This window comes from Oceanicaulis sp., assembly GCF_965249665.1.
Taxonomy (GTDB): Bacteria; Pseudomonadota; Alphaproteobacteria; order Caulobacterales; family Maricaulaceae; genus Oceanicaulis.
Map to the genome: position 1 here is coordinate 2,395,105 of NZ_OZ252247.1, position 26,196 is coordinate 2,421,300.

General features: G+C 60.3%; 20 protein-coding genes and 3 tRNA genes. 17 read left to right on the forward strand and 6 right to left on the reverse strand.

Going from position 1 to position 26,196, the window contains the following annotated elements:
• Positions 1-2 precede the first annotated feature (2 nt).
• From ACP154_RS11545 to ACP154_RS11570, 6 genes are all read left to right on the forward strand, one after another.
• Positions 3-4,031, forward strand: a complete 4,029-nt coding sequence (locus ACP154_RS11545) for a translocation/assembly module TamB domain-containing protein (protein ID WP_421859039.1) — start codon at positions 3-5, stop codon at positions 4,029-4,031.
• Positions 4,032-4,248: 217 nt separating this feature from the next.
• Positions 4,249-5,679 (forward strand): trigger factor, encoded by a 1,431-nt coding sequence (gene tig, locus ACP154_RS11550; protein ID WP_421859037.1) that lies wholly within the window; start codon positions 4,249-4,251, stop codon positions 5,677-5,679.
• A gap of 181 nt (positions 5,680-5,860) precedes the next feature.
• Positions 5,861-6,484, forward strand: a complete 624-nt coding sequence (locus ACP154_RS11555) for an ATP-dependent Clp protease proteolytic subunit (protein ID WP_022699608.1) — start codon at positions 5,861-5,863, stop codon at positions 6,482-6,484.
• A 233-nt stretch (positions 6,485-6,717) separates the two neighbouring features.
• Positions 6,718-7,989 (forward strand): ATP-dependent Clp protease ATP-binding subunit ClpX, encoded by a 1,272-nt coding sequence (clpX, locus tag ACP154_RS11560; protein ID WP_107713104.1) that lies wholly within the window; start codon positions 6,718-6,720, stop codon positions 7,987-7,989.
• Positions 7,990-8,380: 391 nt separating this feature from the next.
• Positions 8,381-10,786 (forward strand): endopeptidase La, encoded by a 2,406-nt coding sequence (gene lon, locus ACP154_RS11565; RefSeq protein WP_421859032.1) that lies wholly within the window; start codon positions 8,381-8,383, stop codon positions 10,784-10,786.
• A 174-nt stretch (positions 10,787-10,960) separates the two neighbouring features.
• Complete coding sequence (locus ACP154_RS11570; RefSeq protein ID WP_421859029.1) at positions 10,961-11,389, forward strand: MarR family winged helix-turn-helix transcriptional regulator; 429 nt, start codon at positions 10,961-10,963, stop codon at positions 11,387-11,389.
• 3 nt (positions 11,390-11,392) lie between these two features.
• On the opposite strand, the gene ACP154_RS11575 is transcribed toward ACP154_RS11570, so the two are convergent.
• Positions 11,393-11,992 (reverse strand): peptidylprolyl isomerase, encoded by a 600-nt coding sequence (locus ACP154_RS11575; protein WP_421859027.1) that lies wholly within the window; start codon positions 11,990-11,992, stop codon positions 11,393-11,395.
• A gap of 242 nt (positions 11,993-12,234) precedes the next feature.
• Between ACP154_RS11575 and ACP154_RS11580 the strand changes: the two genes are divergently transcribed.
• From ACP154_RS11580 to ACP154_RS11590, 3 genes are all read left to right on the forward strand, one after another.
• Positions 12,235-13,401, forward strand: coding sequence for a bifunctional chorismate mutase/prephenate dehydratase (locus ACP154_RS11580; RefSeq protein ID WP_421859025.1), 1,167 nt, complete (start codon positions 12,235-12,237; stop codon positions 13,399-13,401).
• A gap of 25 nt (positions 13,402-13,426) precedes the next feature.
• Positions 13,427-13,502: transfer RNA gene (locus ACP154_RS11585), tRNA-Val, on the forward strand.
• Positions 13,503-13,630: 128 nt separating this feature from the next.
• Positions 13,631-13,849 (forward strand): hypothetical protein, encoded by a 219-nt coding sequence (locus tag ACP154_RS11590; protein ID WP_107713109.1) that lies wholly within the window; start codon positions 13,631-13,633, stop codon positions 13,847-13,849.
• Positions 13,850-13,863: 14 nt separating this feature from the next.
• Here the strand turns inward: ACP154_RS11590 and ACP154_RS11595 are convergent, their stop codons facing one another.
• Positions 13,864-15,147: a hypothetical protein gene (locus tag ACP154_RS11595; RefSeq protein ID WP_421859022.1), complete on the reverse strand. Its 1,284-nt coding sequence runs from the start codon at positions 15,145-15,147 to the stop codon at positions 13,864-13,866.
• Positions 15,148-15,311: 164 nt separating this feature from the next.
• On the opposite strand from ACP154_RS11595, the gene ACP154_RS11600 reads away from it, so the two are divergent.
• The 3 genes from ACP154_RS11600 to ACP154_RS11610 all read left to right on the forward strand — a co-directional run bounded on the left by ACP154_RS11600 (position 15,312) and on the right by ACP154_RS11610 (position 17,680).
• Positions 15,312-15,388, forward strand: a tRNA-Asp gene (locus ACP154_RS11600).
• 72 nt (positions 15,389-15,460) lie between these two features.
• Positions 15,461-15,537: transfer RNA gene (locus tag ACP154_RS11605), tRNA-Asp, on the forward strand.
• A 154-nt stretch (positions 15,538-15,691) separates the two neighbouring features.
• The gene (locus ACP154_RS11610) at positions 15,692-17,680 is read left to right on the forward strand and encodes a methyl-accepting chemotaxis protein (RefSeq protein ID WP_421859019.1); all 1,989 of its coding nucleotides are present in this window, start codon (positions 15,692-15,694) and stop codon (positions 17,678-17,680) included.
• A gap of 150 nt (positions 17,681-17,830) precedes the next feature.
• Here ACP154_RS11610 and ACP154_RS11615 read toward each other — a convergent pair whose 3' ends face one another.
• The 4 genes from ACP154_RS11615 to ACP154_RS11630 all read right to left on the reverse strand — a co-directional run bounded on the left by ACP154_RS11615 (position 17,831) and on the right by ACP154_RS11630 (position 22,057).
• Positions 17,831-18,535 carry a CPBP family intramembrane glutamic endopeptidase gene (locus ACP154_RS11615; protein WP_421859017.1) on the reverse strand — a complete coding sequence of 235 codons (705 nt, stop codon included), beginning with the start codon at positions 18,533-18,535 and terminating at the stop codon, positions 17,831-17,833.
• Between the two features lie 122 nt (positions 18,536-18,657).
• Positions 18,658-19,908, reverse strand: a complete 1,251-nt coding sequence (locus tag ACP154_RS11620) for an ABC transporter permease (RefSeq protein WP_421859014.1) — start codon at positions 19,906-19,908, stop codon at positions 18,658-18,660.
• On the reverse strand, positions 19,905-20,588 hold the full coding sequence (locus tag ACP154_RS11625; protein ID WP_421859010.1) for an ABC transporter ATP-binding protein: 684 nt from the start codon (positions 20,586-20,588) through the stop codon (positions 19,905-19,907). The genes ACP154_RS11620 and ACP154_RS11625 overlap by 4 nt, the downstream gene beginning before the upstream one ends.
• A complete protein-coding gene (locus ACP154_RS11630) occupies positions 20,585-22,057 on the reverse strand; it encodes an efflux RND transporter periplasmic adaptor subunit (protein ID WP_421859008.1) in 1,473 nt (490 codons plus the stop codon). The genes ACP154_RS11625 and ACP154_RS11630 overlap by 4 nt, the downstream gene beginning before the upstream one ends.
• 331 nt (positions 22,058-22,388) lie before the next feature.
• On the opposite strand from ACP154_RS11630, the gene ACP154_RS11635 reads away from it, so the two are divergent.
• From ACP154_RS11635 to nuoE, 5 genes are read left to right on the forward strand one after another with little or no spacing between them, the layout of a single operon-like run.
• Entirely contained in the window at positions 22,389-22,754 is a 366-nt protein-coding gene (locus ACP154_RS11635; protein ID WP_107713711.1) for an NADH-quinone oxidoreductase subunit A, read from the forward strand.
• A gap of 5 nt (positions 22,755-22,759) precedes the next feature.
• Entirely contained in the window at positions 22,760-23,323 is a 564-nt protein-coding gene (locus ACP154_RS11640) for a NuoB/complex I 20 kDa subunit family protein (protein ID WP_107713116.1), read from the forward strand.
• A 24-nt stretch (positions 23,324-23,347) separates the two neighbouring features.
• Positions 23,348-23,962, forward strand: coding sequence for an NADH-quinone oxidoreductase subunit C (locus ACP154_RS11645; protein ID WP_107713117.1), 615 nt, complete (start codon positions 23,348-23,350; stop codon positions 23,960-23,962).
• Between the two features lie 5 nt (positions 23,963-23,967).
• Positions 23,968-25,158, forward strand: a complete 1,191-nt coding sequence (locus ACP154_RS11650) for an NADH-quinone oxidoreductase subunit D (protein WP_107713118.1) — start codon at positions 23,968-23,970, stop codon at positions 25,156-25,158.
• Positions 25,155-26,195, forward strand: a complete 1,041-nt coding sequence (gene nuoE / locus ACP154_RS11655) for an NADH-quinone oxidoreductase subunit NuoE (RefSeq protein ID WP_421859004.1) — start codon at positions 25,155-25,157, stop codon at positions 26,193-26,195. The genes ACP154_RS11650 and nuoE overlap by 4 nt, the downstream gene beginning before the upstream one ends.
• The last annotated feature ends 1 nt before the right edge of the window (position 26,196 follow it).

Consider the following 26,196-nt stretch of genomic DNA (forward strand, 5'->3'; position numbering starts at 1 on the left):
CGATGCGCGCTTCAACGCTCCTGAAAGCTCTCGCCGCGCTGGTCACGGGGGTGGCCGTTCTGGGCCTCGTGGCTTTGGTCAGTCTCAGTCATGCGCCAGGCCGTGCTCTGGTCTCGCAGCTCGTGGACGGGCGGCGGATCAACGCAGTGGGCGTTGTGAATGTGTCAGGTCTGCAAGGCGACGTGTTGTCAGATTTCACTCTTGAGCGTTTGACGCTGTCAGACGATCAGGGCGTATGGCTAGAAGCGGACAATGTACATCTGGAGTGGCGTGCGCGGTCCTTGCTCGGCTCCGCAGTGACAATCAACGCCATACAGGCGGACCGTGTCGAAGTGTTCCGCCGTCCCGCGCTCGAGCGCGAACCCGCTTCGGGCGGGGGCGGCTCACGCGGAGTCAGGCTCAATCGTCTATCCATTGCGCAGCTCTTGCTTGATGCGCCTGTTCTGGGCGAACGCGTTGCACTACAGGCGAACGCCCAGATCAGCGCCGACCCGCAACAGGGACAGAGCCTGTCCGCTGAGATCGTGCGCATTGACGGCGCGTCTGACCGCCTTGTTGCGAATCTGACTCGCAATCGTCAGGGCGTGATCGAGGGACGAGTGTCTGCGCAGGCTGAGGCGAGCAGTCCGCTCGCAGGGCTGGTCTACGCCAGCGGACGTGGTTTTGTGCTGGAAGCGACCGTGAGCGGAACGCCGGAGACCGGGCGCGCGAATTACAGTTTTGAGGTTGGTGAGACGGTCGGCCTTGAAGGGCGCGGGTCTTGGGCTGATGGCGCGTGGCGAATTGAAGGGGTGACGGACGCCGAAGCCTGGCCCGATTTGCCGGCTGACATTCGTGCGCTTCTGGCGGGAGGCGAGCTGTCAGGCGAGGGCGCGCTTGACCCGCTGACCGGGCGAATGGTCTTCTCGAGCGAAGCTGGCGAAATGTCGGTGAGCAAGGCTGAAACGTCGTTGATCAACCTCTCAGGTGAGCTCTCGGCTCAGGGTATGTCACTGTTTTTGCCAGAGACTATGACCCTGCAAAGCGCACGGTTTCAGGCGCAGCTTGATCGCGCCGATTCTGAAATCTGGTTGTCAGGAGATCTTCAGGCGCAAGGCGTCGCGCACCCCCAGATGCGCATGGACGAGATGAGCGCCCGTTTTGTGCTGGGGCGTGCGGAGGACGCATTTGCGTTCGATGTGACGGGTTCTTTGCAGGCTTTGCGCTGGGCGAATGCGCGGGCCGGGGCGGTGCTAGGAGACCAAGTCCAGTTTTCCGCCATAGGTGTTTATGAACAAGGCGGCCAGGACATCCGGTTTGAGACCGCGCAACTGAGCGCTGAAGGCCTGTCCGCTAGCGGTATGGGGGAGGTGTCCCTGACACCGCTGGATTTTCAAGGGCGGTTTTCCCTTTCCCTTGATGATGCGGGGCGAATTCAGGAGGGGCTGTCCGGTCCAGTGGAGCTGGAAGGCATTGGTGACGCCAATGGTGTCGCCCTGACCCTTCTCGGCGAAGACCTGGCCGGAGACGGCGCGCCCTACGCGCTCGCCACGGGGCTGAGCGGGCAGGGGCGGCTGGACTTTAGTGACGGGATCGCCGTTTCTGATCTGGATATTGAAGGGCGGTATGCCCGTCTGAGCGGCGATATGGAGCGCAGTGATGAAAGCCAGGGCTGGCGGGGCGCTCTGGATTACGCGGTCGACGCCGAGGCGCTGAACGTTGCAGGCTTGACCGGCGTCATCGCTGGCGCTGCGGAGCTTGATCAGGAAGAAGGCGGTCTGTCCGCTCGCATTCAGGCGCAGGCCGACACCCTGTCCGCGGGCGGCGTCGCGCTTGAACAGCCCGTACTGCGCGTTGAGATCATGCCATCAAACGCCGGGCTGTCGGGCAATTGGCGCTTTGACGCCATGAACGGTGACACGACCATGTTGCTGCAGGGCGAGATCGCCTGGGCGGATGGTGCGGGGCGTATGGGAGTGCGCTCAGGACGATACGCCGATATCCTGGCCCAAGGCGAGGCGCGGCTAAGCGATGAGGCTTTGATACTTGATTTTACAGCCTCCCAGGACGGCGCGATTGAGCTGTGGTCTGCGTCGCTGGAGTATCGCGCGTCACGCGCTGACATGCTTGCGGGCGAGCTGGACCTTAACGGTGTGCTTGAGGGATACCGCGTCTCGGGCATGACCTTGAATACGGCTCGTGCGCGTTTGTCGGGGCCTTTGGAAGCGCTGACGTTTGAGTTGAATGCAGACGGGGCGTTCACCGAGCCGTTCACTCTCTCAGTCGCCGGGCCGGTCGGGTATGAATCCGGTAGCGCGGACGCCGTTCTGGATTTTTCCGGTGAGATTTCCGGGCGGCGTTTGGCGTCGCCGGGGCCGCTCTCATTTGTCTATGACAGTGATGAATTGGCGGTGGACGCACAGTTGGCGCTGGAGGGTGCGGGCATGGCGTTTACGCTGCGGCGTGATGCGCAACGCACGGCGCTGTCCTATGACCTGAGCGCACTTCCCGCTGATCTGGTCATGGGGGTGCTCAGCCTGCCGCAGGCGCAAGGCGAGCTTGAGCTGGACGGTGATTTCACGCGCGCAAACGACCGCTGGACAGGCCGTTCCAATCTGACTGTGTCAGACCTGTCCTCGGCGACGGATCATGAGCTGGGCGCTCTGAATGGCGCGATCCGTCTTGAGTTGCAGGCTGAACAGGCCCGATTGAACGGGCAGCTCGCCGACACGGATTTAGATATCGCGATAGATCTGGACTTGCCGGGCGCGGTGACAGGGTTCGCAGCGCTGACGCGTCCCGATTGGCGTGGGGATCTGAGCGTCTATGGTGATGTGGCGGTGCTCGCCGGGCTCTATCTGCCGGAAGGCGAGATCTTGCGCGGTGTTTTGTCGGTCAACGCCACCATCGAAGGCCAGGATACGTCTGGCAACGTCAGCTTTCGAGATGGCGCGCTCGACTCCTCGCTCGCGGGGCGCAGCTTTGAGCCGATCAATGCCGAAGGCGGCTGGCGCAATGGCGCGCTCGTCATCGAATCGCTTCGCGTCGGTGGAGATGAAAAAAGCGGCGCCAATGCGCAGGCCGAGTTTCGCATGACAGACGATGGCCTGGAGGGGGAAGGACGGATCGAGCTGAACCGCTTGTATCTGGTGGATCGTCCCGAATTATCAGGCGGGGCGTCAGGTCATGCCGATTTCACTCTCAGCGAGCGGGTTCTGACGGTGACAGGCGAAGCGGATGTGCAACGGCTGGATGTGCGGCCGACATCGGGCGGCAATGGTCCTTCCATCCCCCAGATCGAGGTCGTCGAGCTGAACCGGCCCGATGTACTGGATCGCGCCTATCGTCGTCCTATCCGGATCGAGCTCGATTATCATCTGCGCGCGGATGACCGGCTGTTCGTCTCCAGCCGTGCGTTTACCTCCGAATGGTCCGCTGACGTGCATGTGACCGGGACGGCGAACAGGCCAACTCTGTCAGGGCAGGCGACGCTGATGTCGGGACAGGCGTCCTTGCTCACGGCGCCTTTTGACCTGACTTCGGGACGAGTGACCTTTGACGGCCCAGTCAATCAAAGCCGCGTTGCGATCGAAGCCCGGCACGAAACCAGTGAATTGCTTGTCATCGGACGTGTTGAAGGCTCGGTGCGCGCGCCTGAAGTCTCCTTTGAAAGCACGCCAAGCCTGCCGGAAGACGAAATTCTGTCACGCCTTCTCTTCGGGTCTGGCGTTTCAGACCTTAGCCCTTTGCAGGCGTCTCAGCTCGCCGCCCAGCTGTCGGGCGCGGGGTGGCTGGACGCCATGGCGGGGGTTCGCGCCGTGTTGGGCATGGACCGGCTGGATGTTCGCCAGAACGGCAATGGCGCCGTCACGCTTCTGGGCGCGCGGCAGCTGACCGAAGATGTCTATCTGGAGCTTGAGACAGGCGTGGGACAGGCGCTGGGCGCCGCTCGTATCGAATGGCGGCTGACCCCGTCTTTCGTTCTGGCGTCGGAAGTCAGTGGTGATTCCAGCAATGAAATCTCGCTCAGCTGGCGTCGAAGCTTTGATTGAGTCCGGGGCGCGGGCATGCTGTTTATGACATTCCTGCACCCTTCAGGCGCCCCCGATATCTCAGCGTGGGAGCCCCGGCTGCACACATTCACCGCCGCTGGGCGTTGCGTCTACAAATTCTGCGTGACATAACGCGCGCTCATTCCCGGCCGCCGCCCCGCGTGCATCTGCACGTTTGAGCAAGGCGGCGACCGCATTCTAACAAGGCCTCGCCAAGATGAACGTAGTTGAAAAATCCGCTGAAGGGCTCTCGCGCACGTTTGAGGTTGTCGTGCCCGCGTCGGAGCTCGAAGCGAAACTGACCGCCAAGATCGAAGAGATTCGTCCTGAAGTGCGCCTGAAGGGCTTCCGCCCCGGCAAGGTGCCCGCCAACCACATCCGCAAGATGTTCGGTGCGTCCATCATGGGCGACATCCTTCAGGAGCTGGTCCCGCAAGCCACCCAGGAAACTCTGGATGAGCGCAAGATCCGCCCGGCCTCTCAGCCGGCTGTGGATGTAAAATCCGATGCGGAAGACGTTCTGAAGAGCGGCGCTGATTTCGCGTTCGAGATCAGCCTCGAGATCATGCCGGAATTCGACACTGTCGATCCCAAAACGCTCAAGCTGACCCGCCCGGTCGCCAAAGTGGCTGACGCACAGGTCGATGAGGCGCTCGAAGAGCTGGCCAAGCAGTCTGTCTCTTATGAAGACAAGGACGGCAAGGCGGCGGACGGCGACAAGGTCGTGATCGACTTCGTTGGCTCCATCGATGGCGAGGAATTCCAGGGCGGCGCCGCTGAAGGCGCTGAGCTGGTCATCGGCTCTGGCCAGTTCATCCCCGGTTTTGAAGATCAGCTGATCGGCGCCAAGTCGGGCGACAAGGTCGAGATCAAAGTCACCTTCCCCGAAGACTATCAGGCAGAACACCTGGCCGGCAAAGACGCTGTCTTCGCCACCGAGGTGAAGACTGTTCAGGCGCCTGGCGAAACCACGATTGATGATTCGCTGGCCGAACGTCTGGGACTGTCAGATCTGGAAGCGCTCAAGGACGCGCTGATCAAGCGTTTCGAAGGCGAGCACAGCCAGGCTTCCCGCATGAAGGTCAAGCGCACCTTGCTGGACGCGCTGGACGCCGAGCACGGCTCTGTCGAGCTGCCTGAGAAAATGGTCGAGCAGGAGTTCGAGCAGATCTGGCGCGAAGTCCAGAACGCGATCGAAAACGACCAGCTTGACGATGAAGACAAGGGCAAGTCCGAGGACGAGCTGAAGGACGACTACCGCAAGATCGCCGCGCGCCGCGTGCGTCTGGGCCTGGTGTTGGCGGAAATCGGCCGTAAAGCCAATGTGGACGTCACTCAGGAAGAGCTGTCACGCGCCGTGAACCAGGAAGCTGTCCGCTTCCAGGGTCGTGAGCGTGAAGTGGTCGAGTTCTATCAAAAGAACCCTGGCGCCATTCAGGCTTTGCGCGCTCCGATCTACGAAGAGAAAGTCGTCGACTACATTCTCGAACTGGCTGAGGTGACCGACGAGGAAGTCGATCGCGAAACCCTGTTCGCTGAAGACGACGAAGCGCCGGTCGCTGAAAAGAAAAAGCCTGCCAAAAAGAAGGCTCCGGCCAAGAAGAAGGCGGCTCCGAAGAAAAAGGCTGCAAAGTCCGACGAGGACTAATCCAGTCTTAACCCTGACGGGACCATCAAGGCCTGGGTCGGTTTCTTCTCTGCTGAGAGGAAAAAGGCCCGGGCCTTGTGCATTTGAGGGTTTGCGCGCAGCCGCGCGGCTTGTCACAGTGCGGGTCCATGGCCATATCGGGCCGATCTAGACGAACACTGCTTTCCTTGAGGAGCTGGCTATGCGTGAGCCGCAGGATGTGATGATGAACCTCGTTCCCATGGTGGTCGAGCAAAGTGCGCGGGGCGAACGCGCCTATGACATCTATTCGCGCCTGCTGAAGGAACGCATTGTGTTCGTCACCGGGCCGATCGAAGACCATATGGCGAGCCTCATGGTGGCTCAGCTCCTGTTCCTCGAATCGGAAAATCCGAAAAAAGAGATCGCCATGTACATCAACTCGCCTGGCGGGTCGGTGAGCGCGGGTCTCGCGATCTATGACACCATGCAGTACATCAGCTGCCCGGTGGCCACGGCTTGCGTCGGTATGGCGGCGTCCATGGGCTCGCTGCTGCTGACCGCGGGCGACAAGGACATGCGCTTTGCGACGCCGAACGCCCGCATCATGCTGCACCAGCCCTCTGGCGGGTTCCGCGGCACGGCGGCGGATATCGAACGCCATGGCGAGGATATCCTCAAGATCAAGCGCCGGATGAACGAGATCTACGTCAAACACACCGGCCAACCACTCGAAAAAGTCGAGAAAACGCTGGACCGGGACTTCTACATGGACGCGATGGAAGCCAAGGATTTTGGTTTGATCGACCATGTTTACGAGAAGCGCGGCGGACCCGAAGCGTCCTGATTCAAGTCAGGTCTGTCTCGGTTCTGAGCACCCAAGCCGCGCTGCGCCAGATCAGGCCAGCGCGGTTTTGCATGCTTGATCACCCCCCTCTGGCTGTGATCACATGCGCTTTAGAAACGTTTCGCTAAGGTCCGGCCTTGATCTTGCAGGTGTGGGCCGAGTCACTTTTGACGATTTAGGCCAAAGCGAACCAACCGCGCCAAGAGCGCACAGCGGGACCGACGGGAGCAGCCATGACCAAGGCGACCACAGGCGACGGAAAGAGCACTCTGTATTGCTCATTCTGCGGCAAGAGCCAGCATGAGGTCCGCAAGCTCATCGCAGGGCCTACGGTTTTTATCTGCGATGAATGCGTTGAACTTTGCATGGACATCATCCGCGAGGAGAACAAGACCTCGCTCGTGAAGTCCAATGAGGGCGTGCCCAGCCCGCAGGAAATCTTCCAGGTCCTGCAAGATTATGTGATCGGCCAGGCCAAGGCCAAGCGCGTGCTCTCGGTCGCCGTTCACAACCATTACAAGCGCCTCAACCATGCCGGCCAAAACGGCGAGGTGGAGCTGTCGAAATCCAACATCCTGCTGATCGGCCCGACGGGTTGCGGCAAGACTTTGCTGGCGCAGACGCTGGCGCGCATTTTGGACGTGCCCTTCACCATGGCTGACGCCACGACGCTGACCGAAGCCGGGTATGTGGGCGAGGATGTGGAGAACATCGTTCTCAAACTGCTGCAATCTGCGGACTACAATGTCGAACGCGCTCAGCGCGGCATCGTCTACATCGATGAAATCGACAAGATCAGCCGTAAATCCGACAACCCCTCGATCACCCGCGACGTGTCGGGCGAGGGCGTGCAACAGGCGCTTCTGAAAATCATGGAAGGCACGGTGGCTTCAGTCCCGCCCCAGGGCGGCCGCAAGCATCCCCAGCAGGAATTCCTGCAAGTGGACACCACCAACATCCTGTTCATCGTGGGCGGCGCCTTCGCCGGCCTCGAAAACATCATCTCCCAACGGGGCAAAGGCTCGGCTGTGGGCTTCGGCGCTGATGTGCGCGATCCTGACGCCCGCCGTCAGGGTGAAGTTCTGTCTGAAGTCGAACCGGACGATCTGACCAAGTTTGGCCTGATCCCCGAATTCGTCGGCCGTCTGCCCGTGATCGCAACGCTGGAAGATCTGGATGTGGACGCCCTGGTGCAGATCCTGACCGAGCCGAAGAACGCTCTGGTCAAGCAGTATCAGCGCCTGTTCGAGATGGAAGGCGTCGGCCTGTCCTTCACCGAGGATGCGCTGACCGCCATCGCCAACAAGGCGATTGAACGCAAGACGGGCGCCCGGGGCCTGCGCTCGATCATGGAGGGCATTCTGCTCGACACCATGTTCGACCTGCCAAGCCTGGAGGGTGTCGAGGAAGTGGTGGTCAACGCCGAAGTCGTCACCGGCGACGCGACCCCGCTTTACATCTACGCCAAGTCCAAAGGCGAGGCTGCGCCAAAGCAGGGGGCTTAAGCCTGACTGAGGCTCGGTGATCCACTGAGGCTGCGTCCTGACCAAAAGGCTGCACCCCGGGTGCAGCCTTTTTTACGTGGATCAAGCGGCCTACGCCTTTGCTGTATCAGTTTTTTCATCCCCTTATGAGATGATCCGGGTGAGAAAGCCCCGCGTCCTGCATTGAGGTGCGCGCCAATCCGGCCTTCATCACCCGCTAGGCCCATGCGCTGCAGTCGGCGCTGAGCCTCAGGCTTGAAGCTGAACGGCGCCGCCTCCACTTGTTTAAGCATGCAAACACGGCGAGGCTCGGCTTGATGAGCGGGCCAGGTCGTGAGGCCGGCGCCGCAAGGGTCGGCGAGGTTGAGTTGCGCCCCGGTTCGGGAGCGACCCGGCCCCTTGGAGAATAACTATGAGCGAAACTAAAACGCTTCCCCTGCTGCCGCTGCGCGACATCGTCGTCTTCCCGCACATGATCGTGCCCCTGTTTGTGGGCCGCGAAAAGTCTGTGCGGGCTCTCGAGGAAGTCATGCGCGCGGACAAGCAAATCCTTCTGGCCACTCAGAAGAACGCCGCTGACGACGATCCCGCCCATGAGGCGGTCTATAATGACGGCGTTGTGGCGTCTGTATTGCAGCTTCTCAAACTGCCCGACGGCACGGTGAAAGTGCTGGTTGAGGGCGGTCGCCGCATGACCATTACCCGCTTCCTGGACAATCAGGCTTACTTCGAAGCCGAAGCCGAACTGGTCGAGGAAGATCTGGCCGATCCGGCGGAAGTCGAGGCGCTGATGCGCGCCGCGGCCGAAAAGTTCGAAGACTACGTCAAGCTGAACAAGAAAGTGCCGCCTGAAGCCCTGGCTGCTGTGGGCGAGATCACGGACGCCGCCAAGATGGCGGACACGATCGCCGCGCATTTGTCGGTGAAGATCGCCGAGAAACAGGCGCTGATGGCCAATTCCAACGTGGTGGAGCGCCTGGAAAAGGTGTTCGCGCTGATGGAAGGCGAGATCAGCGTGCTTCAGGTCGAGAAGAAGATCCGCAACCGCGTGAAGCGGCAGATGGAGAAGACCCAGCGCGAATATTACCTCAACGAGCAGATGAAGGCGATCCAGCGCGAGCTGGGCGAGGGTGATGACGGCCGCGAAGAACTGTCAGAGCTTGAGCAGAAAGTCGCCGAAGCCAAGCTTAGCAAGGAAGCGCGCGAAAAAGCCGAGGCGGAGCTCAAAAAGCTGCGTCAGATGAGCCCCATGTCGGCGGAAGCCACGGTGGTGCGCAATTATCTCGACTGGATGCTGGCGCTGCCCTGGGGCAAGCGCAAACGCCTTAAGAAGGATCTGGGCGTCGCCGAACAAGTGCTTGATCGCGACCATTTCGGGCTTGAGAAAGTCAAGGAACGCATTATCGAGCATCTGGCGGTGCAAACGCGCGTGAAGAAGATGCGCGGCCCGATCCTGTGCCTTGTGGGGCCGCCGGGCGTCGGCAAAACCTCGCTGGGCCGCTCCATTGCGGAAGCGACGGGCCGTGAGTTTGTGCGCGTGTCTCTGGGCGGTGTGCGCGACGAAGCGGAAATCCGCGGTCACCGTCGCACCTATATCGGCTCCATGCCCGGACGCATTATCCAGTCCTTGAAGAAGGCCAAGTCGACCAATCCGATCATCTTGCTCGATGAAATCGATAAGCTGGGCGCGGACTATCGCGGCGATCCGGCCTCGGCGCTGCTTGAAGTGCTGGATCCGGAACAGAACTCCACCTTCAACGATCACTATCTGGAAGTGGATTACGACCTGTCTGACGTGATGTTCATCACCACGGCGAACACGCTCAACCTGCCGCAGCCGCTTCTCGATCGGATGGAGATCATCCGGATCGCAGGCTACACCGAGGATGAGAAGGTGGAGATCGCACGTCGTCACCTGATCCCCAAACAGCTCAAAGTGCACGCGCTGAAAGAGGGCGAATGGACGGTTGAGGATAGCGCCTTGCGCGACCTGATCCGCTATTACACCCGCGAAAGCGGTGTGCGGAGTCTGGAGCGCGAGATCGCACGCCTGGCGCGCAAAACCGTGCGCAAGCTGGTGGCGGGCGAGAGCGACCACATCATCATCACTTCGGAAAACCTCGATGATTTCGCGGGCGTCCGCAAGCACCGCTTTGGCGAGACAGAATCCGAAGACAAGGTGGGCCTGGTGACGGGCCTCGCCTGGACCGAGGTCGGCGGCGATTTGCTGACTATCGAAGCGGTCCAGATGCCCGGCCGCGGCAAGATGACGGTGACCGGCAACCTCAAAGAGGTGATGAAGGAATCGATCTCGGCGGCGAACTCTTACGTTCAAAGCCGGGCGCCGGCCCTGGGCATCAAGCCCACGGTCTTCCGCACCACCGATATCCACGTGCACGTGCCCGAAGGCGCGACACCCAAGGATGGCCCGTCTGCGGGCGGGGCCATGATCACAGCTATCGTCTCAACGCTCACAGGCGTGCCGGTGCGCAAGGATGTGGCGATGACAGGCGAGATCACCCTGCGTGGCCGCGTGCTGCCCATCGGCGGTCTGAAAGAGAAAATGCTGGCGGCGCTGCGCGGCGGCGTGAAGACGGTTCTGATCCCCAAAGACAATGAAAAGGATCTCGCCGAGATCCCGGACAACGTCAAAGACGGGCTCAAGATCATCCCGGTCGAAACCGTTGAGGAAGTCCTCAATGTCGCCCTCACGGAGCCGATCCAGCCGGTGGAATGGACTGAAGCGGATGCGGCGGCGCTGGCTGCGCTTCCCGGATCCACTGAAGTCAGCGGCGGCGGCGAGCAGCGCCCGCACTAACACCGCTTGAGACTGAGGGAAAAGGCTTCGCAGGCGACTGCGGAGCCTTTTCTTATGGTTCTGATATTTGCTTTAGACGTTTAGCGACTTGGCTTTTCTCACCGAACTGGGATAGCGGTATAAATCTATGTTCTTGTCTCGTCTCCTGGCGAGCCCGGCTTATCGAGAGAATGAATGAGCGCCAGTAGCCCCCGTCTGTATTCCGCCGTGATCAAAAGCGCTGAACGGCTTCGCCAGGAAGCGGATGCCGTCGTTATTGAAGCGGCGGGGTTGACGGTTGCGCAAGCGGCGCTTTTGGGCGTGGTGCTGAATGATCCGGACGCGACCCAGAGCGATATCGCTGTCCGCCTGGAATTGTCGGAACCGGCGGTGACCCAGATGGTGGCGCGGCTTCAGCGTGAAGGACTCATTGAACGCACCCGCGATGAAAGCGATCGCCGCCGCTGGCGTCTCAAGGTCACGGCGGATGGCCTCGCAAAGGCAGAGCGCGCTCGCGACGCATTTGAAGCGGTCAATGCGCGCCTGGAAAAAATGATGGGCGAGGATATCGCCAGCGAAGTGGCCGAGCGTTTGAATACGCTGCGACTTGAGCTGAAGAGCTAGGCCTTAGTCCGCGTTTCGGATGCGGACTGTCTCAATCACCACAGGGTCGGTCATGAATTGCGGGTAGGGGAAGTCGTCCGGCGCGCGGTCCAGACTGGTTGGGCTCATCCAGATGCGCTCCACCACATCCATACCTTCGATCACAGCGCCAAACACCGCATAGCCGGCTTCATCGGGGTTGCGCCCGTTCGGTCCTGCGTCGAGGCCGGGATAGTCATAGACCATAATGAAAAACTCTGTGGTGGCGGAGCCAGGCTCGTCGCGCGCCATGGAGAGGGCGCCGCGTGTGTGGCTCAGGCCGGTGTCGAGTGTTGATTCATGAGCGACGCCCTCAGCTCCGGCCAACCCGTCAAAACTGTGTCCGCCCTGGATGAGGTTCATCGGCGCGACGCCTTCACGTTCATTATCGTCACGGACAGAGCGATAAAAAGACCCGTCATCAAAATGCCCGGCCCGGGCGTGGGTGATGAAATTGGCGACGCTCAATGGCGCGGCGGCCTCATCAAGCTCCACCACGATCGCGCCGTGACTGGTTTCTATGACAGCCTGGGGCAAGCTGAGCATTAGGGCGGCGACTGACAGCGTGGTGATGAATGCAAGCATGGACGTGTCCTTTAACTGGAATGACATATCGGGTGGTGGTTCAGGCGGAATGTCAATTGTCCGGCCAAAAGGGCTTGACCATTTGAGGCTTACGGTTTCATGCTGCAATGCATGATGAACATGAACCTCTTCGTCTTCGGCGGCTATTTCTATCGTTCCTACGGGGCCGGTTGACGCTGCTTGCTTGCAAGATGAAGTCACCAGCCCCGCCCTTCGGCGGGGTTTTTTAATGGGAGTCGGCCATGAGCCAGACCGAGCTGCGCGATGAGCGTCAAATTCTGCGACAGGCGATCGATGCGTCCGATTCAGAGATTTTGAAAATTCTGGCCGAGCGGCGTCGTCTGGTCGAGGCGCTAGGCGCTCTGAAAGCCGGGGAGTACAGCCCCGTGCGCGATACGGATCGTGAGCGCGCGGTGATTGAGCGCGCCGTCGCCAAGGGACGCGAATACGGGCTCTCTGACAGTTTTGTGGAAACCCTGTTTCAGGCGATCATCGACGACTCCCTGCGCCGACAGCGCGCCGGTCTGGACGCTCGCGTGGGCGACGCCATGCTGACCGAGGCGCGGGTCGCGTATCTCGGCGGGCCCGGCTCCTATTCGCAGTTTGCAGCGAATGCGCACTTCTCGGGCCGGTATTCTGGCGTCGCGCCGGTGATCAAGCGCGACTATGCCGCGATTTTCAAAGCGCTTGAGGAGGGGGAAGCAGATTATGGCTTCCTGCCGATCGAGAACACGGCAACGGGCGGGGTCAATGAAGTCTACGATCTGCTCCGCGATACCAACCTCAAGATCGCTGGCGAGCACCATATGAAGATCCAGCACGCGCTGATGGGCAAGGCGAGCGATCTGGGGCCAGTCCGGACGGTCTATGGCCACCCTCAGGCGCTGAGGCAGGCGCAGCGATGGCTCAATTCACGTATGGATCTGAAGAAAGTCCCGGTCACCTCCACCACGCGGGCGCTGGAACGTGCGCTTGATGAGGGGCCGGAAGTGGCCGCCGTGGCGGGGCCGGACGCGGCGCGCCTGTTCGGTCTGAACCTGATCGAGCCGATGATCTCCGACTTTGAAGGCAATGAAACCCGCTTCGTCGCGCTGGCGGTTGACCCGGCCCCGGCGTCACCGCTCTTGCCGTGCAAGACCTCGCTGGTCTTTATCACGTCGGATGCGTCTGGCTCGCTCGTGGATGCCCTGGACGGCTTCCGCCAGCACGGTGTGAACATGACCAAGCTGGAAAGTCGGCCCGTGCCCGGATCGCCCTGGGAGCAGATGTTTTTTCTGGATCTGGAAGGGCATGAAGAGGACAAAACCGTGGCCAAAGCGCTGGAGCATTTGTCCGGTTGTGCGAAATCTGTCCGACGCTTCGGCTCTTACGGTTCAGACCGCTTGAAGCCGACCTCGCTTGAGGGCTAAAAGGACGATCTTCCGAGTCGGAAGCGGGTGGTTAGCTCAGCTGGTAGAGCAACTGGTTTACACCCAGTAGGTCGGCGGTTCGACCCCGTCACCACCCACCATCCGACTGACCTTTTCTCACAGGACCGGACGTGTCGGGATTTTTCCCCATTGCTGTCGTGATGCGGCTCAGTCAGTGTTTCAGCTCTGAGGCGCATGTGTGCGTCTGCTGGCTTGGGGAGCAAGCCCGATGACCGCGTATGAGGCGTTTATCGCCGCGCATATCGACACCGACTTTGAGACTTACGCCGCTTTCCTCAAAGCGATGGATGAGGCGGGTCTTGAGGGCGAAGATCGTCAACGCGCCTATTCGGCCTGGAGGCTGGGCTGGAGCCGGGCGATGCTGGGCGCGGAAGGCGGCGAGCAGCTGACGGAGGTCCGCGAAGGCCGCATCAAGCAATGGCGTTAGCCGTCTGACGCTGATCACGCGTCAAATTGCGCATCCAGAAACCGTAAGAATGCATCCCAGTCTTCCCCGCGCACCCCATGTGTGGCGGGGCGGATGTGAAACGCGATGCGGCCTGAAACGGTCATCTGTTCAAGTCTGTCCTGCGTCAGACCGGCCTCGCCATAGAGCGACCAGACCGGGCTCGCCGCCTCCGCCGCGCGCCAGGCGCCTGCCGGGTCAGACCAGACATCGCGCCGCGCATTGCCCAAAAGCACGCTGCGCGGCGCGATCATCGCGAGAAGAAAATGCGCATCCAGCGGCAAGGCGTCTTCGCGGTCTGCATAGCTTGCATAGGCGGGCGCGAACCAGTGCGGATAGCTTTGTGTGATCGACTCGATCGGCTCTCCCAGATTGTCGCGATGAAGCGAGGCGCCGCCCGTGCCGGACTGGTGCGCGATGACGACGCCAAAGCGTTCATCCCGCGCGCCCGCCAGCAGAGCGGCTTTGGCGCGGCGCGAATGGCCCATGACGCTCAGCTGGTCGGAAGCGATGCGCGGGTCGGTTTGCAGATGATCGGCCACACGACTCATCATCCAAGCCCAAACTCCGATGACGCCGGGCCTGTCGGGCGCGTCTGGATCAAGATTGAGCGCGCGGAGCGTTGCGTCATGAACACTGGCGCGGTCGGGCGCGATATCGCTTTCATGCCAGGCGGCGACTGCATAGCCGCGTCGCAGAATCTGCTCAATCGGCGGGCTGACGACATAATCGCCGAAAAAACTGCTGGCGAAGTCTTCAAGCGCCGAACCTGAAGGTTCGCAATAGCCCGGAACCGGATTTGTGGATTGAGGCCAGTCAGGACGGCGCAGCTGGGCGCGCAAGCCGCAATCGCTTGGTATGAGAATAACGGGAACAGGGCCTTGCGCATCGCGTGGCGTGATCAGCGCCAGATCAATGGCGCCCTGACCGCCATTTGTGAGCGCGATGGACAGCGACACCCGCTCCAGCACGCCGGATTGGCGATAGGCCTGCGAATCTATCAGTTCACGGTCGACCACCTGAACAGCTGCGGAAGGCGGGGCCGCGCCATAAAGCGTCTCTGACAGACTTTGAGCGATTGCGGGCCTGGCGGTCTCCCAAGCCCGCAAACCCTCAGAGATCCCCGGCAGCGGCGGCTCGGCGGCGGGACCTGCGCCATGGGGGCTGGCCGTTAACAGGATATAGCGAACAGGGCTGCATGAGACGGCGAGGCCAAGCATCAAGGGCGTGATGAGCGCGAGGAGGAGGGCGGTTCTGAGCACGAAACGGGGCTGGGTCATCAGAGCAGCTTAGCGCTGTCTCAGGCTCGCGGCGACTGGGCTCACAACGCTGTGAATTTCCCACAGGCGGACGCTGCATTTGCTGGCAAAACCCGCTTGACCCTTGGCGGGTGCGCCTTTAGACACACGCTTCCTGACGCGGCCCAGCGCCGCAGATGATCTGAGCGGGTGTAGCTCAGTTGGTTAGAGCGCCGGCCTGTCACGCCGGAGGTCGCCGGTTCGAGCCCGGTCACTCGCGCCAGTTCAGATCATCAGGATACGCCGCCCACGGTGGTGTTTACATCGCGTCGATATCATCGACGCATTGATCTGAGCGGGTGTAGCTCAGTTGGTTAGAGCGCCGGCCTGTCACGCCGGAGGTCGCCGGTTCGAGCCCGGTCACTCGCGCCAGTTCAGATCGTAAATCTTTTAAATTCAAAGTCCTTTCCAAAGGGGTGTCCACTACAGGTCAGGCCCCTGTAGAGTTGTTAAAACTGTCGTAAAAGTATAATATATACAAAGGCGTACGACAAAATCTGAAACTCGAAATTAAAACTCTGCTTGCATGGTCCCGATCAAAGGAGACCAGCTCGCGATGCTAAACAGACTTACGATATCCACCCGGGTCGGACTCCTGGGCGTCGTCGCCATACTCGCCGTTGTCAGCGTGGCTGGCGCATACACCTACAGGGATCAGGCAGTCGCGCGCATAGACGCCCAACTCGACACCATGCAGCAGCAACAGTTAGGGGTGGCGGAGCTGATGCGTTCTGTCCTGAACCTGCGGCGGCATGAGAAGGATTTTGCGCTCAGCCGACACAGCGCCCCGCTAGAGGCTTTTGCTGCAGAGCTGTCACACCTGAGAACCTTGATAGAGCGCTTGCCTGCATATGATGACGCCCCGTCAACCCAAACGTCTCTGGGGGATTTGCGGGTGAGCATCAACGACTATGCAGCCGCGACACAGACCGTATTTGGCCTGCGTCGTCAAATGGGACTAACGCAGGATGAAGGCCTGGAAGGCTCCTTGCGAGACGCCGTTCACAATGTGGAGGAACGGCTTTCGGCGTTTCAAGACGACGAACTGACGGTGAAGATGCTGATGATGCGCCGTCATGAGAAAGACTTCATGATGCGAGTTGAGCCGCGTTATGTGGACCGTCTTGATGCGCGCGTGAGCGAGTTTGAATCGCTGTGGCGCACACGCCCGTATGAGGAAGCTGTTCTGGATGAGGTTTCAGAACTGCTCGCGTCATATCAGGCCGGTTTTCATGCCTGGGCCGAGACCCGACTTGCACTTGAGGACGCGGAACAAACCGTAGAGCGGCATTATGCTGAGCTTATGTCGCAACTGAGTGCGATAGAAACCGTCGTCTCTGAGTCACGGATTGAGACGGATGCTAATGCTGACGCGCTCAATCAGCAAAACCAGACCGTTCTGATCGGATTGCTGGTCTGCGTCGCTCTGCTGACCTTGGGCCTGAGCTGGGTGATCGCTATCCAGATAAGTCGCCCCATCAGACGCTTCGCCCAGCTAATGCTTTTACATGCTGAGGGCCGGGACGATACGGCTATTCCGCACCAGGACGAAAAGACGGAGCTGGGCGACATGGCGCGGGCGCTTGGTGTTTTCCAGGAGAAAAGCGGGGAGGCGGACCGTTTGCGGGCGCAACGCGTAGCTGAACAGGCCCGTGTCGAGGATGCGTCGCGCGAGGAACGGCTGAATTTTGTTCAGGAGCTGGAAACTCGAGTGCAGACCTTGATCGAGACGGTTGCAAAATTGGCTGAAGAGATGACCGAGGCGTCCCAGACCATGCAAAATGATGCCCATATGAGCGACGAACAGGCTCAGCAGGCACGACAGGCTGCAGAGCGCACCTCCCAGAACACCCAGTCAGTCGCGACGGCGACGGATGAGCTTGCAGCGTCTATTGAAGAAATCCGTCGTCAGGCGGAAACCGCGCGCACCAGCAGTGATGAGGCGGTGTCCCAGACCCAGCAAAGTCGCGAAGCCGTACAGGCGCTAACGCTGTCTATGGAGGAAATAGGCAGCGTTGTGACCATGATCCGTGATGTGGCTGATCAGACAAATCTGCTCGCGCTGAATGCCACGATTGAAGCGGCTCGTGCAGGTGAGGCGGGCAAAGGCTTTGCTGTGGTCGCAACTGAAGTAAAGTCGCTTGCTGACCAGACTTCGCGCTCAACAATCGAAATTGATGAACGCATTTCAGCGATACGACTGAGTGCTGACCGTGTTGTATCGTCTATCAATGTCGTCTCCGAACGAATTACGGAAAGCTCAACTGTAGCTGAGAGTATCGCCGCGGCGGTGCATCAGCAGCGTGGCGCAACTTCTGAAATCGTAACGAATGTATCGCAGGCCGCTTCTCACGCGGCAGAGGTCACGGCCAATATGGCCAAACTCCGTACTACGGTGAAAGCTACAGATACATCCGCTGGCAGCGTCCTTTCCGCAGCTGAGCGTATGTCTAAGCAAGCTGTTGATATTAAAGAGGATATTCAAGATTTCTTTGATCGGTTGAAAGCGTCTTAGTCATTAGCGCCTATTTTTTGACGCCCTGTCACGCCGCAGATCGCCGGTTCGAGCCCGGTCGCTTGCGCCAGTTCAGATCATTGTTTCCGGACCCCGACTGCTATCTCGAGAGCGAACGCCCAGTTCTAGGCGTCCCTCGAGACTGTTCGATTAGATGTCCAGATTGAAAAACAACGCTGTGAACACAAGGCAGTCCACGGCGGCGTGGGCGATCACCAGAGGCCACAGATTGCGTTTGTAGATCAGGAACAAAAGGCCGAGGACAAGCCCGATCAGACCGGTCGTGATCAGGCCGCGCAATCCTTGATAATAAAAATGGCCGTATCCGAAATAGAGCGCGGGCAAGAGCACGGTCAGCGCGGTCATCACAACACCTGAACCCAGACCGTCTCGCAGCCGGTTGATCATATAGCCACGAAAGAACAGCTCTTCGCCCAGGCCCGCCGCAAGGATCGAGATTGCGAGCCAGAGCAGGTAATGAGGCAAGCTTCCGTCTGCGACCGCGCCGAAGCGATCCATGACCCCGGTGGGCTCTTCCCCCATGAACTCAAACCCCAGCGCCGCGCCGATCGTTGCAGTTCCTACGCCGGTCGCCAGAATCGCGATGATCGCGAAAAGTGCCTGAACAGGTAAGAGGAGCCAGGATTTCAGCTTGGGCAGTTTGACCAAGCCGAAATGGCCCCAGCCTAGCCCCCGCCAGCGCAAGTAAACTGTCAGCCCTGATAAAACGATCAACAGGGTCAATGGCCCGGCATAGCGCCACAGCACCAGGCTGATCAGGGCTTTAATCGTCATCGCTGCGAGGGCGGCGATCAGGACCTCCAATAACAGGAGGGGGCGACGCGTGGCGGGCATGGCGGGCTCACTTTGAAATCATGAATGTTCAAAGTCAGATGCCTGCCTGGTTCGAAATGGATGCAAAAGAGGCCGCTCACTCGGGAGCGGCCTCTAATGTGTTTGTCTTTCGGCTGAGGGCCTTATTCGTGGCGCAGCGCCGTGATCGGATCGAGACGGCTGGCCTGATGGGCGGGATAGAACCCGAACAGGACCCCGACGAGCGTCGAGGCGCCGATGGCCACCAAAGCGATGGTGGGCTTCACAGCCACATTCAGACTGACGCCCAGCGCCGGGGCGAACTGCTCGATGCTGAGCGCCAGGCCCAGACCGAACAGTAGTCCGAGTACGCCGCCGACTGAACACAGCACGACCGATTCAATCAGGAACTGATTGCGGATGTCCGCCCGGCGCGCGCCGATGGCGAGGCGCAGCCCGATCTCACGGGTGCGTTCGGTTACCGAGACCAGCATCACGTTCATGATGCCGATGCCGCCGACGATCAGGGTGATCAGCCCCGCCACAGCCAGCAGCAAGCCCATGACGGTCTCGGTCGCGCGGAAGGCGGTGATGAATTCAGCGAAATTGCGGACCTGAAAATCATCGTCCTCACCCGGATCGATGCCGCGCAGGACGCGCAGGAAGGTTTCGAGCTCTTCGGTCGCGTAGTCCATATCTTCGCCAGCAGCGATCTTCACCCAGACCCGCTGGACCGGATCGCGCACACCTGCGCGGGAATACCCCACCACGCGCGAACGTACGGTGGAGATAGGCGCCATGATGATGTCGTCCTGGTCCTGGCCAAAGCTCGACTGGCCCCGCTCGGACAGGATGCCGATGATCTCGAACGGCTGGCTGTTGAGCCGGACCGAGGCGCCGATGGCGCCGCCGGAAGGAAAGAGTTCATCCGCAACCGTCTGACCCAGCACAGCGAGGCGGGCGCTACGCTCAACATCGACCACAGAGAACATGCGGCCGTCTGATATCCTCCAGTCGCGGATTTCGAGGTAGTCAGGATGAACGCCTGTGATTTGTGTCGGCCAGTTCACGCCGTCCACAACCGCGGTGACCGCTCCGTCAATCGTGCCAGAGGCCGCAACGACCACGTCCACCTGATTGCGCATGGCGTTGACATCGTCAGAAGAGAAGGGCGTGCCGCTTCCGGCGCCGCCGCGGCGACCGCCGCGATCATTGGACCCGGCGCGAATATTGAGTGAGTTCGACCCCAGAGAGGAAATCTGGTCCTGCACGGCCTGGCTGGCGCCATCGGCCAGCGACACCGTGGTGATCACAGCCATGACGCCAAAGATCACGCCCAAAATGGCCAGGAAGCTGCGCAGAGCGTTGACGCGCAAGGCTGTCAGCGCAACTCCGATTGCCGCCATCATATTCATTGATCATCCTCCACGATCAAACCGTCGCGGAACCAGATGCGACGTCTGGCGCGCGCGCCAACCTCGTTTTCGTGGGTCACCAGCACGATTGTGATGCCTTCAGCGTTGAGCTGGTCGAGAATGTCGAGCACCTCAATCGTGGTCTGGCTGTCCAGCGCGCCTGTGGGTTCGTCCGCCAGCAAGATTGAAGGCTTGCCCGCCAAAGCGCGCGCAATAGCGACGCGTTGCTGCTGACCGCCGGAGAGTTGGGAGGGATGATGATCCATCCGGTCACCCAATCCCACCATGGTCAGGCATTCGGCCGCACGGGCATTGCGCTCTTTGGGCGGCAGGCCGCGATAGAGCAAGGGCAGGGCGACATTGTCGAGCGCCGTGGTGCGCGGCAGCAGGTTGAACTGCTGGAAGACGAAGCCGACCTTGCGGTTGCGAAAATCAGCGAGCTCGTCCGGCGTCATGCCCGACAAGGCTTCACCGGCGATCACAAGCTCTCCGGAGCTCGGCCGGTCCAGCGCCCCCACCATATTCATGAAGGTGGATTTGCCAGAGCCTGACGGCCCCATGATCGCGACGTATTCGCCGGCGTTTATGGTGCAATCTACTCCGGCGAGCGCGAAAACATCACTACCGCCCAGAGTGTAGACCCGCGTCAGTTCGCGCGCCTGAATGAGAGGGTCGGTCATCCGTTTGACTCTCGCACACGCGTGACGACGCGATCCGTCTCGGTGATCGAAGGGCCGAGGATCTGGGTGTACTGTCCGTCAGAGAGACCGATGCCGACCTGGCGCTCCTGAAGACGGCCCTCGGCGGTTTCAATCCAGATCGAACCGCGGCGGACCTGATCGCGTTGGTTTGAGCGCTCCTGGCTCATCTGGTCATACCGCGCCAATTGTTCTGTCGTCAGAATGTCAGACAAGGCGCGCCGGATTAGCGCTTGCGGATTGGGGCGGGCGCCGCCAGGGCCGGGATTGCGGAACTGGGCGCGCATTTGCTGGAAAGTCTCGCGCAGGGCGCGTTCGGCTTCGCTGCGTTGCTCATCGGTCAGCTCAAGCTCTTCAGCGAGACGGTCGATCATGCCAGCGCCGCCTCGACCGCCACGTTGCCCGCCTTCCGCTTCGCCCTCCGCGGCGATCACCAGGCTTTCCGCCGCGCCGCGCGGTGCGAAGCGCAGCGCCGCGTTTGGCACCGACATCGCACCCTCGACCTGACCTGTGACGATGGAGACATTCGCCGTCATGCCCGGCAGCAGGCGCTGGCCGGGATTGTCCGCCTGGATCACGACCGTATAGGTGACCACATTGCCTTCATTCGTGGCGGCGAGGCGCACCTGGGTCACTTCACCGGCGAATTCCCGGTCGGGATAAGCATCAACGTCAAAACTGACAGTCTGACCTTCATTGATCTGGCCAATATCAGCTTCGTCGATTTCCGCTTCGATCTGAATGCGGGACAGATCCTGGGCGATCAGGAACAGCACAGGGGCGTTGAAGGAGGCGGCCACAGTCTGGCCTTCGTCAATCTGACGGTCGATCACCACCCCTTCGATGGGGGAGCGAATGTAAGTGCGCTCCAGATCGACCTCTGCGCTTTCAAGCGAGGCGCGCCGCTGCTGTTCACTGGCGCGTGAATTGCGCAGATTGGCCTGGGCGACCAGAAGCGCAGCGTTGGCGGCCGCCAGTCCTGATTCCGCGGCGTCATATTGCGCCGCCGAATAGGTGCCGCGCTGAACCAGCTCTTGAGCCCGGTCAAAGTTGCGTTGGGAAATCTCACGATCCACCCGTGCGCGCTCCAGATTGGCTTCCGCGACAGACACCTGGGCGCTGGCCACCTGCAATGTGGCCTGGGCTTCCTCGACGCGGGTCTGGAAGGTCTGCGGATCTATCCGCGCGAGCAGGTCGCCGGCGGTCACCTGATCATTGAAGTCAGCATGAAGCTCAAGCACCTGCCCGGACAGCTGCGAGCCCACCTCCACTGTAATCAAGGGCGCAATAGCGCCTGAGGAGGAAACGATTCGTGAGATGTCACGCGCCTCTACGGGCGAGGTTTCTATGAGGAGATCGCCTGTCGCGGCCGCGCCGCCGCGTAAAAAGAAGAACCAAATCAATGCTGCGGCGGCGAGAATCACTCCGCCTGCGAGTAGAATGCGTTTCACGTTTATGCCCCTGGCCACTTGTAGACGCTGTCGCGTCTTCTCCCCATACGTACGGCGTATCATGGCTGGATCAGTCGCAGAAAATGAAACACTTGAAAGGATTAGTTCGGCAATTGATATGCAGTCGCAATTATTGTCGTCTTTTCCCCATATTCGACCGCATTTGGACAGTGCTTTCGGCTTGCGAGAGGGCAGTCACCGGACTAGCTTCCGCCTCAACCGCGGCCGGGGACTCACTGTGCAAGCGTTTGTTTGGATTTATCTGACCGAATGAACAGCTGTGATGCTTCGGCCCACTGGCCATCTTGATGCGGGGAAGGTGCGACCTCTCATGAACGCGCTCCTGTTGGAATATCTGCCGATCCTGATCTTTCTGGGCATAGCCGCAGGGCTGGGCCTGGCGTTCATTCTCGCTGCTTTCGTGCTGGCGCCGTCTGATCCGGATCCGGAAAAAGTCTCCACCTATGAATGCGGCTTCAACGCCTTTGACGACGCACGCATGAAATTTGACGTGCGCTTCTATCTGGTGGCGATCCTGTTCATCATCTTCGACCTGGAAGTCGCCTTCCTCTTCCCTTGGCTGTTCCCGATCTTCGACGGCAGCATCATGGCCTTCTGGTCGATGATGGTCTTCCTGGGAATTCTTACGGTTGGCTTTCTTTATGAATGGCGCAAAGGCGCGCTGGACTGGGAGTAAGGCACATGTCTGACCTGATTGTTCCGGCGGGCGCCGCTGCGACGGCCAAGACGCCGCATTACGACCCGAAGAAACACGATCCGTTCTTTGACGGCGTCAGTGATCAGCTGGCCGATAAAGGCTTTCTGGTGGCGCGCGCCGATGACCTGATAACCTGGGCGCGCACCGGCTCGCTGATGTGGATGACCTTTGGTCTGGCGTGTTGCGCAGTGGAGATGATGCAAGCCTCCATGCCGCGTTACGACGTGGAACGTCTGGGCGCTGCGCCGCGGGGCTCCCCCCGCCAGTCTGATGTGATGATCGTCGCGGGCACCCTGACCAACAAGATGGCTCCAGCCCTGCGCAAGGTCTACGACCAGATGCCTGAGCCGCGCTACGTCATCTCCATGGGCAGCTGCGCCAATGGCGGCGGTTATTACCACTATTCGTACTCGGTGGTGCGCGGTTGTGACCGGATCGTGCCGGTCGACATCTATGTGCCGGGCTGCCCGCCGACCGCTGAAGCGCTGGTGTACGGCATCCTGCAGCTTCAGAAAAAAATTCGCCGCGAAGGCTCGATTGAGCGCTAAGGCGCCTGTCCAGGAGACGCTCTTATGAGCAAGACCGAAACGCTGACAGAACTGGGCGCGCACATTACCGCGGCGCTCAGCGATGATGTCCGCAGTGTGGATGTCGCCCATGAGGAACTGACGCTGACCATTCATCGCGACCGCGTGGTGAAGGTGTTGCGGTTCCTGCGTGACGACGCCCTGTGCCGTTTCACGACGCTGATTGATATTTGCGGTGTTGACTGGCCGTCCCGCGCGGACCGGTTCGACGTGGTCTATCATCTTCTGAGCATGCATCTGAATCAGCGCATTCGCGTGGTGCTGAGCACTGATGAAGACACCCCTGTCGCCTCTGTGGTCGAGCTGTTTCCGGCGGCGAACTGGAATGAACGCGAAGCCTTCGACATGTATGGCATCCTGTTCGATCACCATCCGGATCTGCGCCGCATCCTGACCGATTATGGCTTCCACGGTCACCCGCTGCGCAAGGACTTCCCGCTCTCGGGCTTCAATCAGGTCGTTTATGACGATGAGCAGAAGCGTGTGGTCTACGAACCCGTCGAGCTGGTCCAGGACTACCGTGACTTTGACTTCCTCAGCCCCTGGGAAGGCGCGAAATACGTGCTGCCCGGCGATGAGAAAGCGGAAGGGAAGGCGTAAACGTCATGGCTGAAACCGACATCCGCAATTTCACGATCAACTTTGGCCCGGTGCACCCCGCCGCCCACGGCGTGTTGCGCATGGTGCTGGAGCTCGATGGCGAGGTGGTCGAGCGCGTTGACCCGCATATCGGTCTTCTGCACCGCGGCACCGAGAAGCTTTTGGAGCATAAGACCTATCTTCAGGGTATCGGCTATTTTGACCGCCTCGACTATGTGGCGCCGATGAACCAGGAGCATGCGTTCTGCCTGGCGATCGAGAAGCTTGCCGGCATTCCCGTGCCCAAGCGTGCCTCTTATGTGCGCGTGCTGTACTCTGAAATCGGCCGCATCCTGAACCATTTGCTGAACGTCACCACCCAGGCGATGGATGTGGGCGCGCTGACGCCGCCGTTGTGGGGCTTTGAAGAGCGTGAAAAGCTGATGGGATTTTACGAGCGCGCTTCGGGTGCTCGTCTGCATGCGCATTACTTCCGTCCGGGCGGCGTCCATCAGGACCTGCCGCAAGAGCTGATCGACGATATCGACGCCTGGTGTGACCAGTTCACCCAGCATGTTGATGATCTTGAGACCCTTCTGACCGAGAACCGCATCTTTAAAGCGCGCAATGTCGATATCGGCGTGGTGTCCAAGCAGGATGCGCTCGATTGGGGCTTCTCCGGCGTCATGGTGCGCGGTTCAGGCCTGGCCTGGGATCTGCGCCGTTCGCAGCCCTATGAAGTCTATGACGAACTGGAATTCCAGATTCCGCTGGGCAAGAACGGGGATAATTACGACCGCTATCTGTGCCGCATGGAAGAGATGCGCGAATCCATGAAGATCATGAAGCAGTGCTGTGACTGGCTCTCCCGCGAGGAGAACCAGGGCGACGTGCTGCCGGTGGATTCCAAGTTCGCGCCGCCGCGTCGCGCCGAGATGAAGCGGTCCATGGAAGCGCTGATCCAGCACTTCAAGCTTTACACAGAAGGCGTGCACGTTCCTGAGGGTCAGGCCTATGCCAGCGTTGAAGCGCCCAAGGGCGAGTTTGGCGTTTACCTGATTGGCGACGGCACCAATAAACCCTATCGCCTGAAAATTCGCGCGCCCGGTTTCGCGCACCTTCAGGCCATGGATTACCTGAATAAGGGCCACATGCTTGCGGACGTGTCCGCGATCCTGGGCTCACTCGACATCGTGTTCGGGGAGATTGATCGATGAGCGCGCGTCGCCTCGCCGCCGAACAGCCTGACAGCTTCGTGTTCAATGAGAAGAGCGAAGCCAAGGTCCAGTTCTGGCTCGCCAAATATCCTGAAGAGCGCAAAGCGTCGGCGGTCATTCCGCTGTTGTGGATTGCGCAAAAGCAGGACAATTGGGTGTCTGAGCCCGCCATGCGCGAAATCGCAGCACGCTGCGACATGCCGTATATTCGCGTCTACGAAGTGGCGACTTTCTACACCATGTTCAATCTCGCCCAGACCGGCAAACACCTGATCCAGGTGTGCGGCACGACCCCGTGCTGGCTGCGCGGCGCGGATGACCTCAAAGCTGTGTGCGAGAAGAAAATCGGCAAGAAGGGACGCGAGCACGTCTCTTCAGACGGCCTTCTGGCATGGGAAGAAGTCGAATGCCTGGGCGCTTGCGCCAATGCGCCGATGGTTCAGATCTCCAACACCGAAGGCGATCTCTATTATGAAGATCTGACCGCTGACGCGCTTGAGCAGATGCTTGATGATCTGCGAGCCGGCAAGGACGTCAAGGCGGGGCCGATCTCGGGCCGCTCCTGTTCGGAGCCGACTCAGGCCACGACGCTGACCTTGGTCGATGAGAGCCTTTATGACGGCTCGCGCGCCAAAAAGGTCAAGCTGCCCAACACCAAGGGCGCTGAGAAGGCTGAGGCTCCGAAAGCGGAACCGGCCAAGCCCCAGGAAAAGGGCGCGGAAGAAAAAGCCAAGCCCAAGGCGAAGGTGAAATCACCGGCGCCGAAAGATGTCGCTGCTGATGCGGGCGCGGGCAAGAAGCCGGCGCTGTTGAAAAAGCCCAAAGGCGAAGCTGACGATCTCAAGAAGCTGACCGGTCTCGGACCGAAACTTGAAACGTCGCTGAACGAGATCGGCGTCTATCATTTCAGCCAGATCGCAAGCTGGAGCGCCGAGGAGGCGGTCTGGGTCGATGCGTCGCTGAAACTGCGCGGCCGGATCGAGCGAGACAATTGGATCGACCAGGCCAAAGACCTGGCTGCCAAGGCGGAAGGGTAAT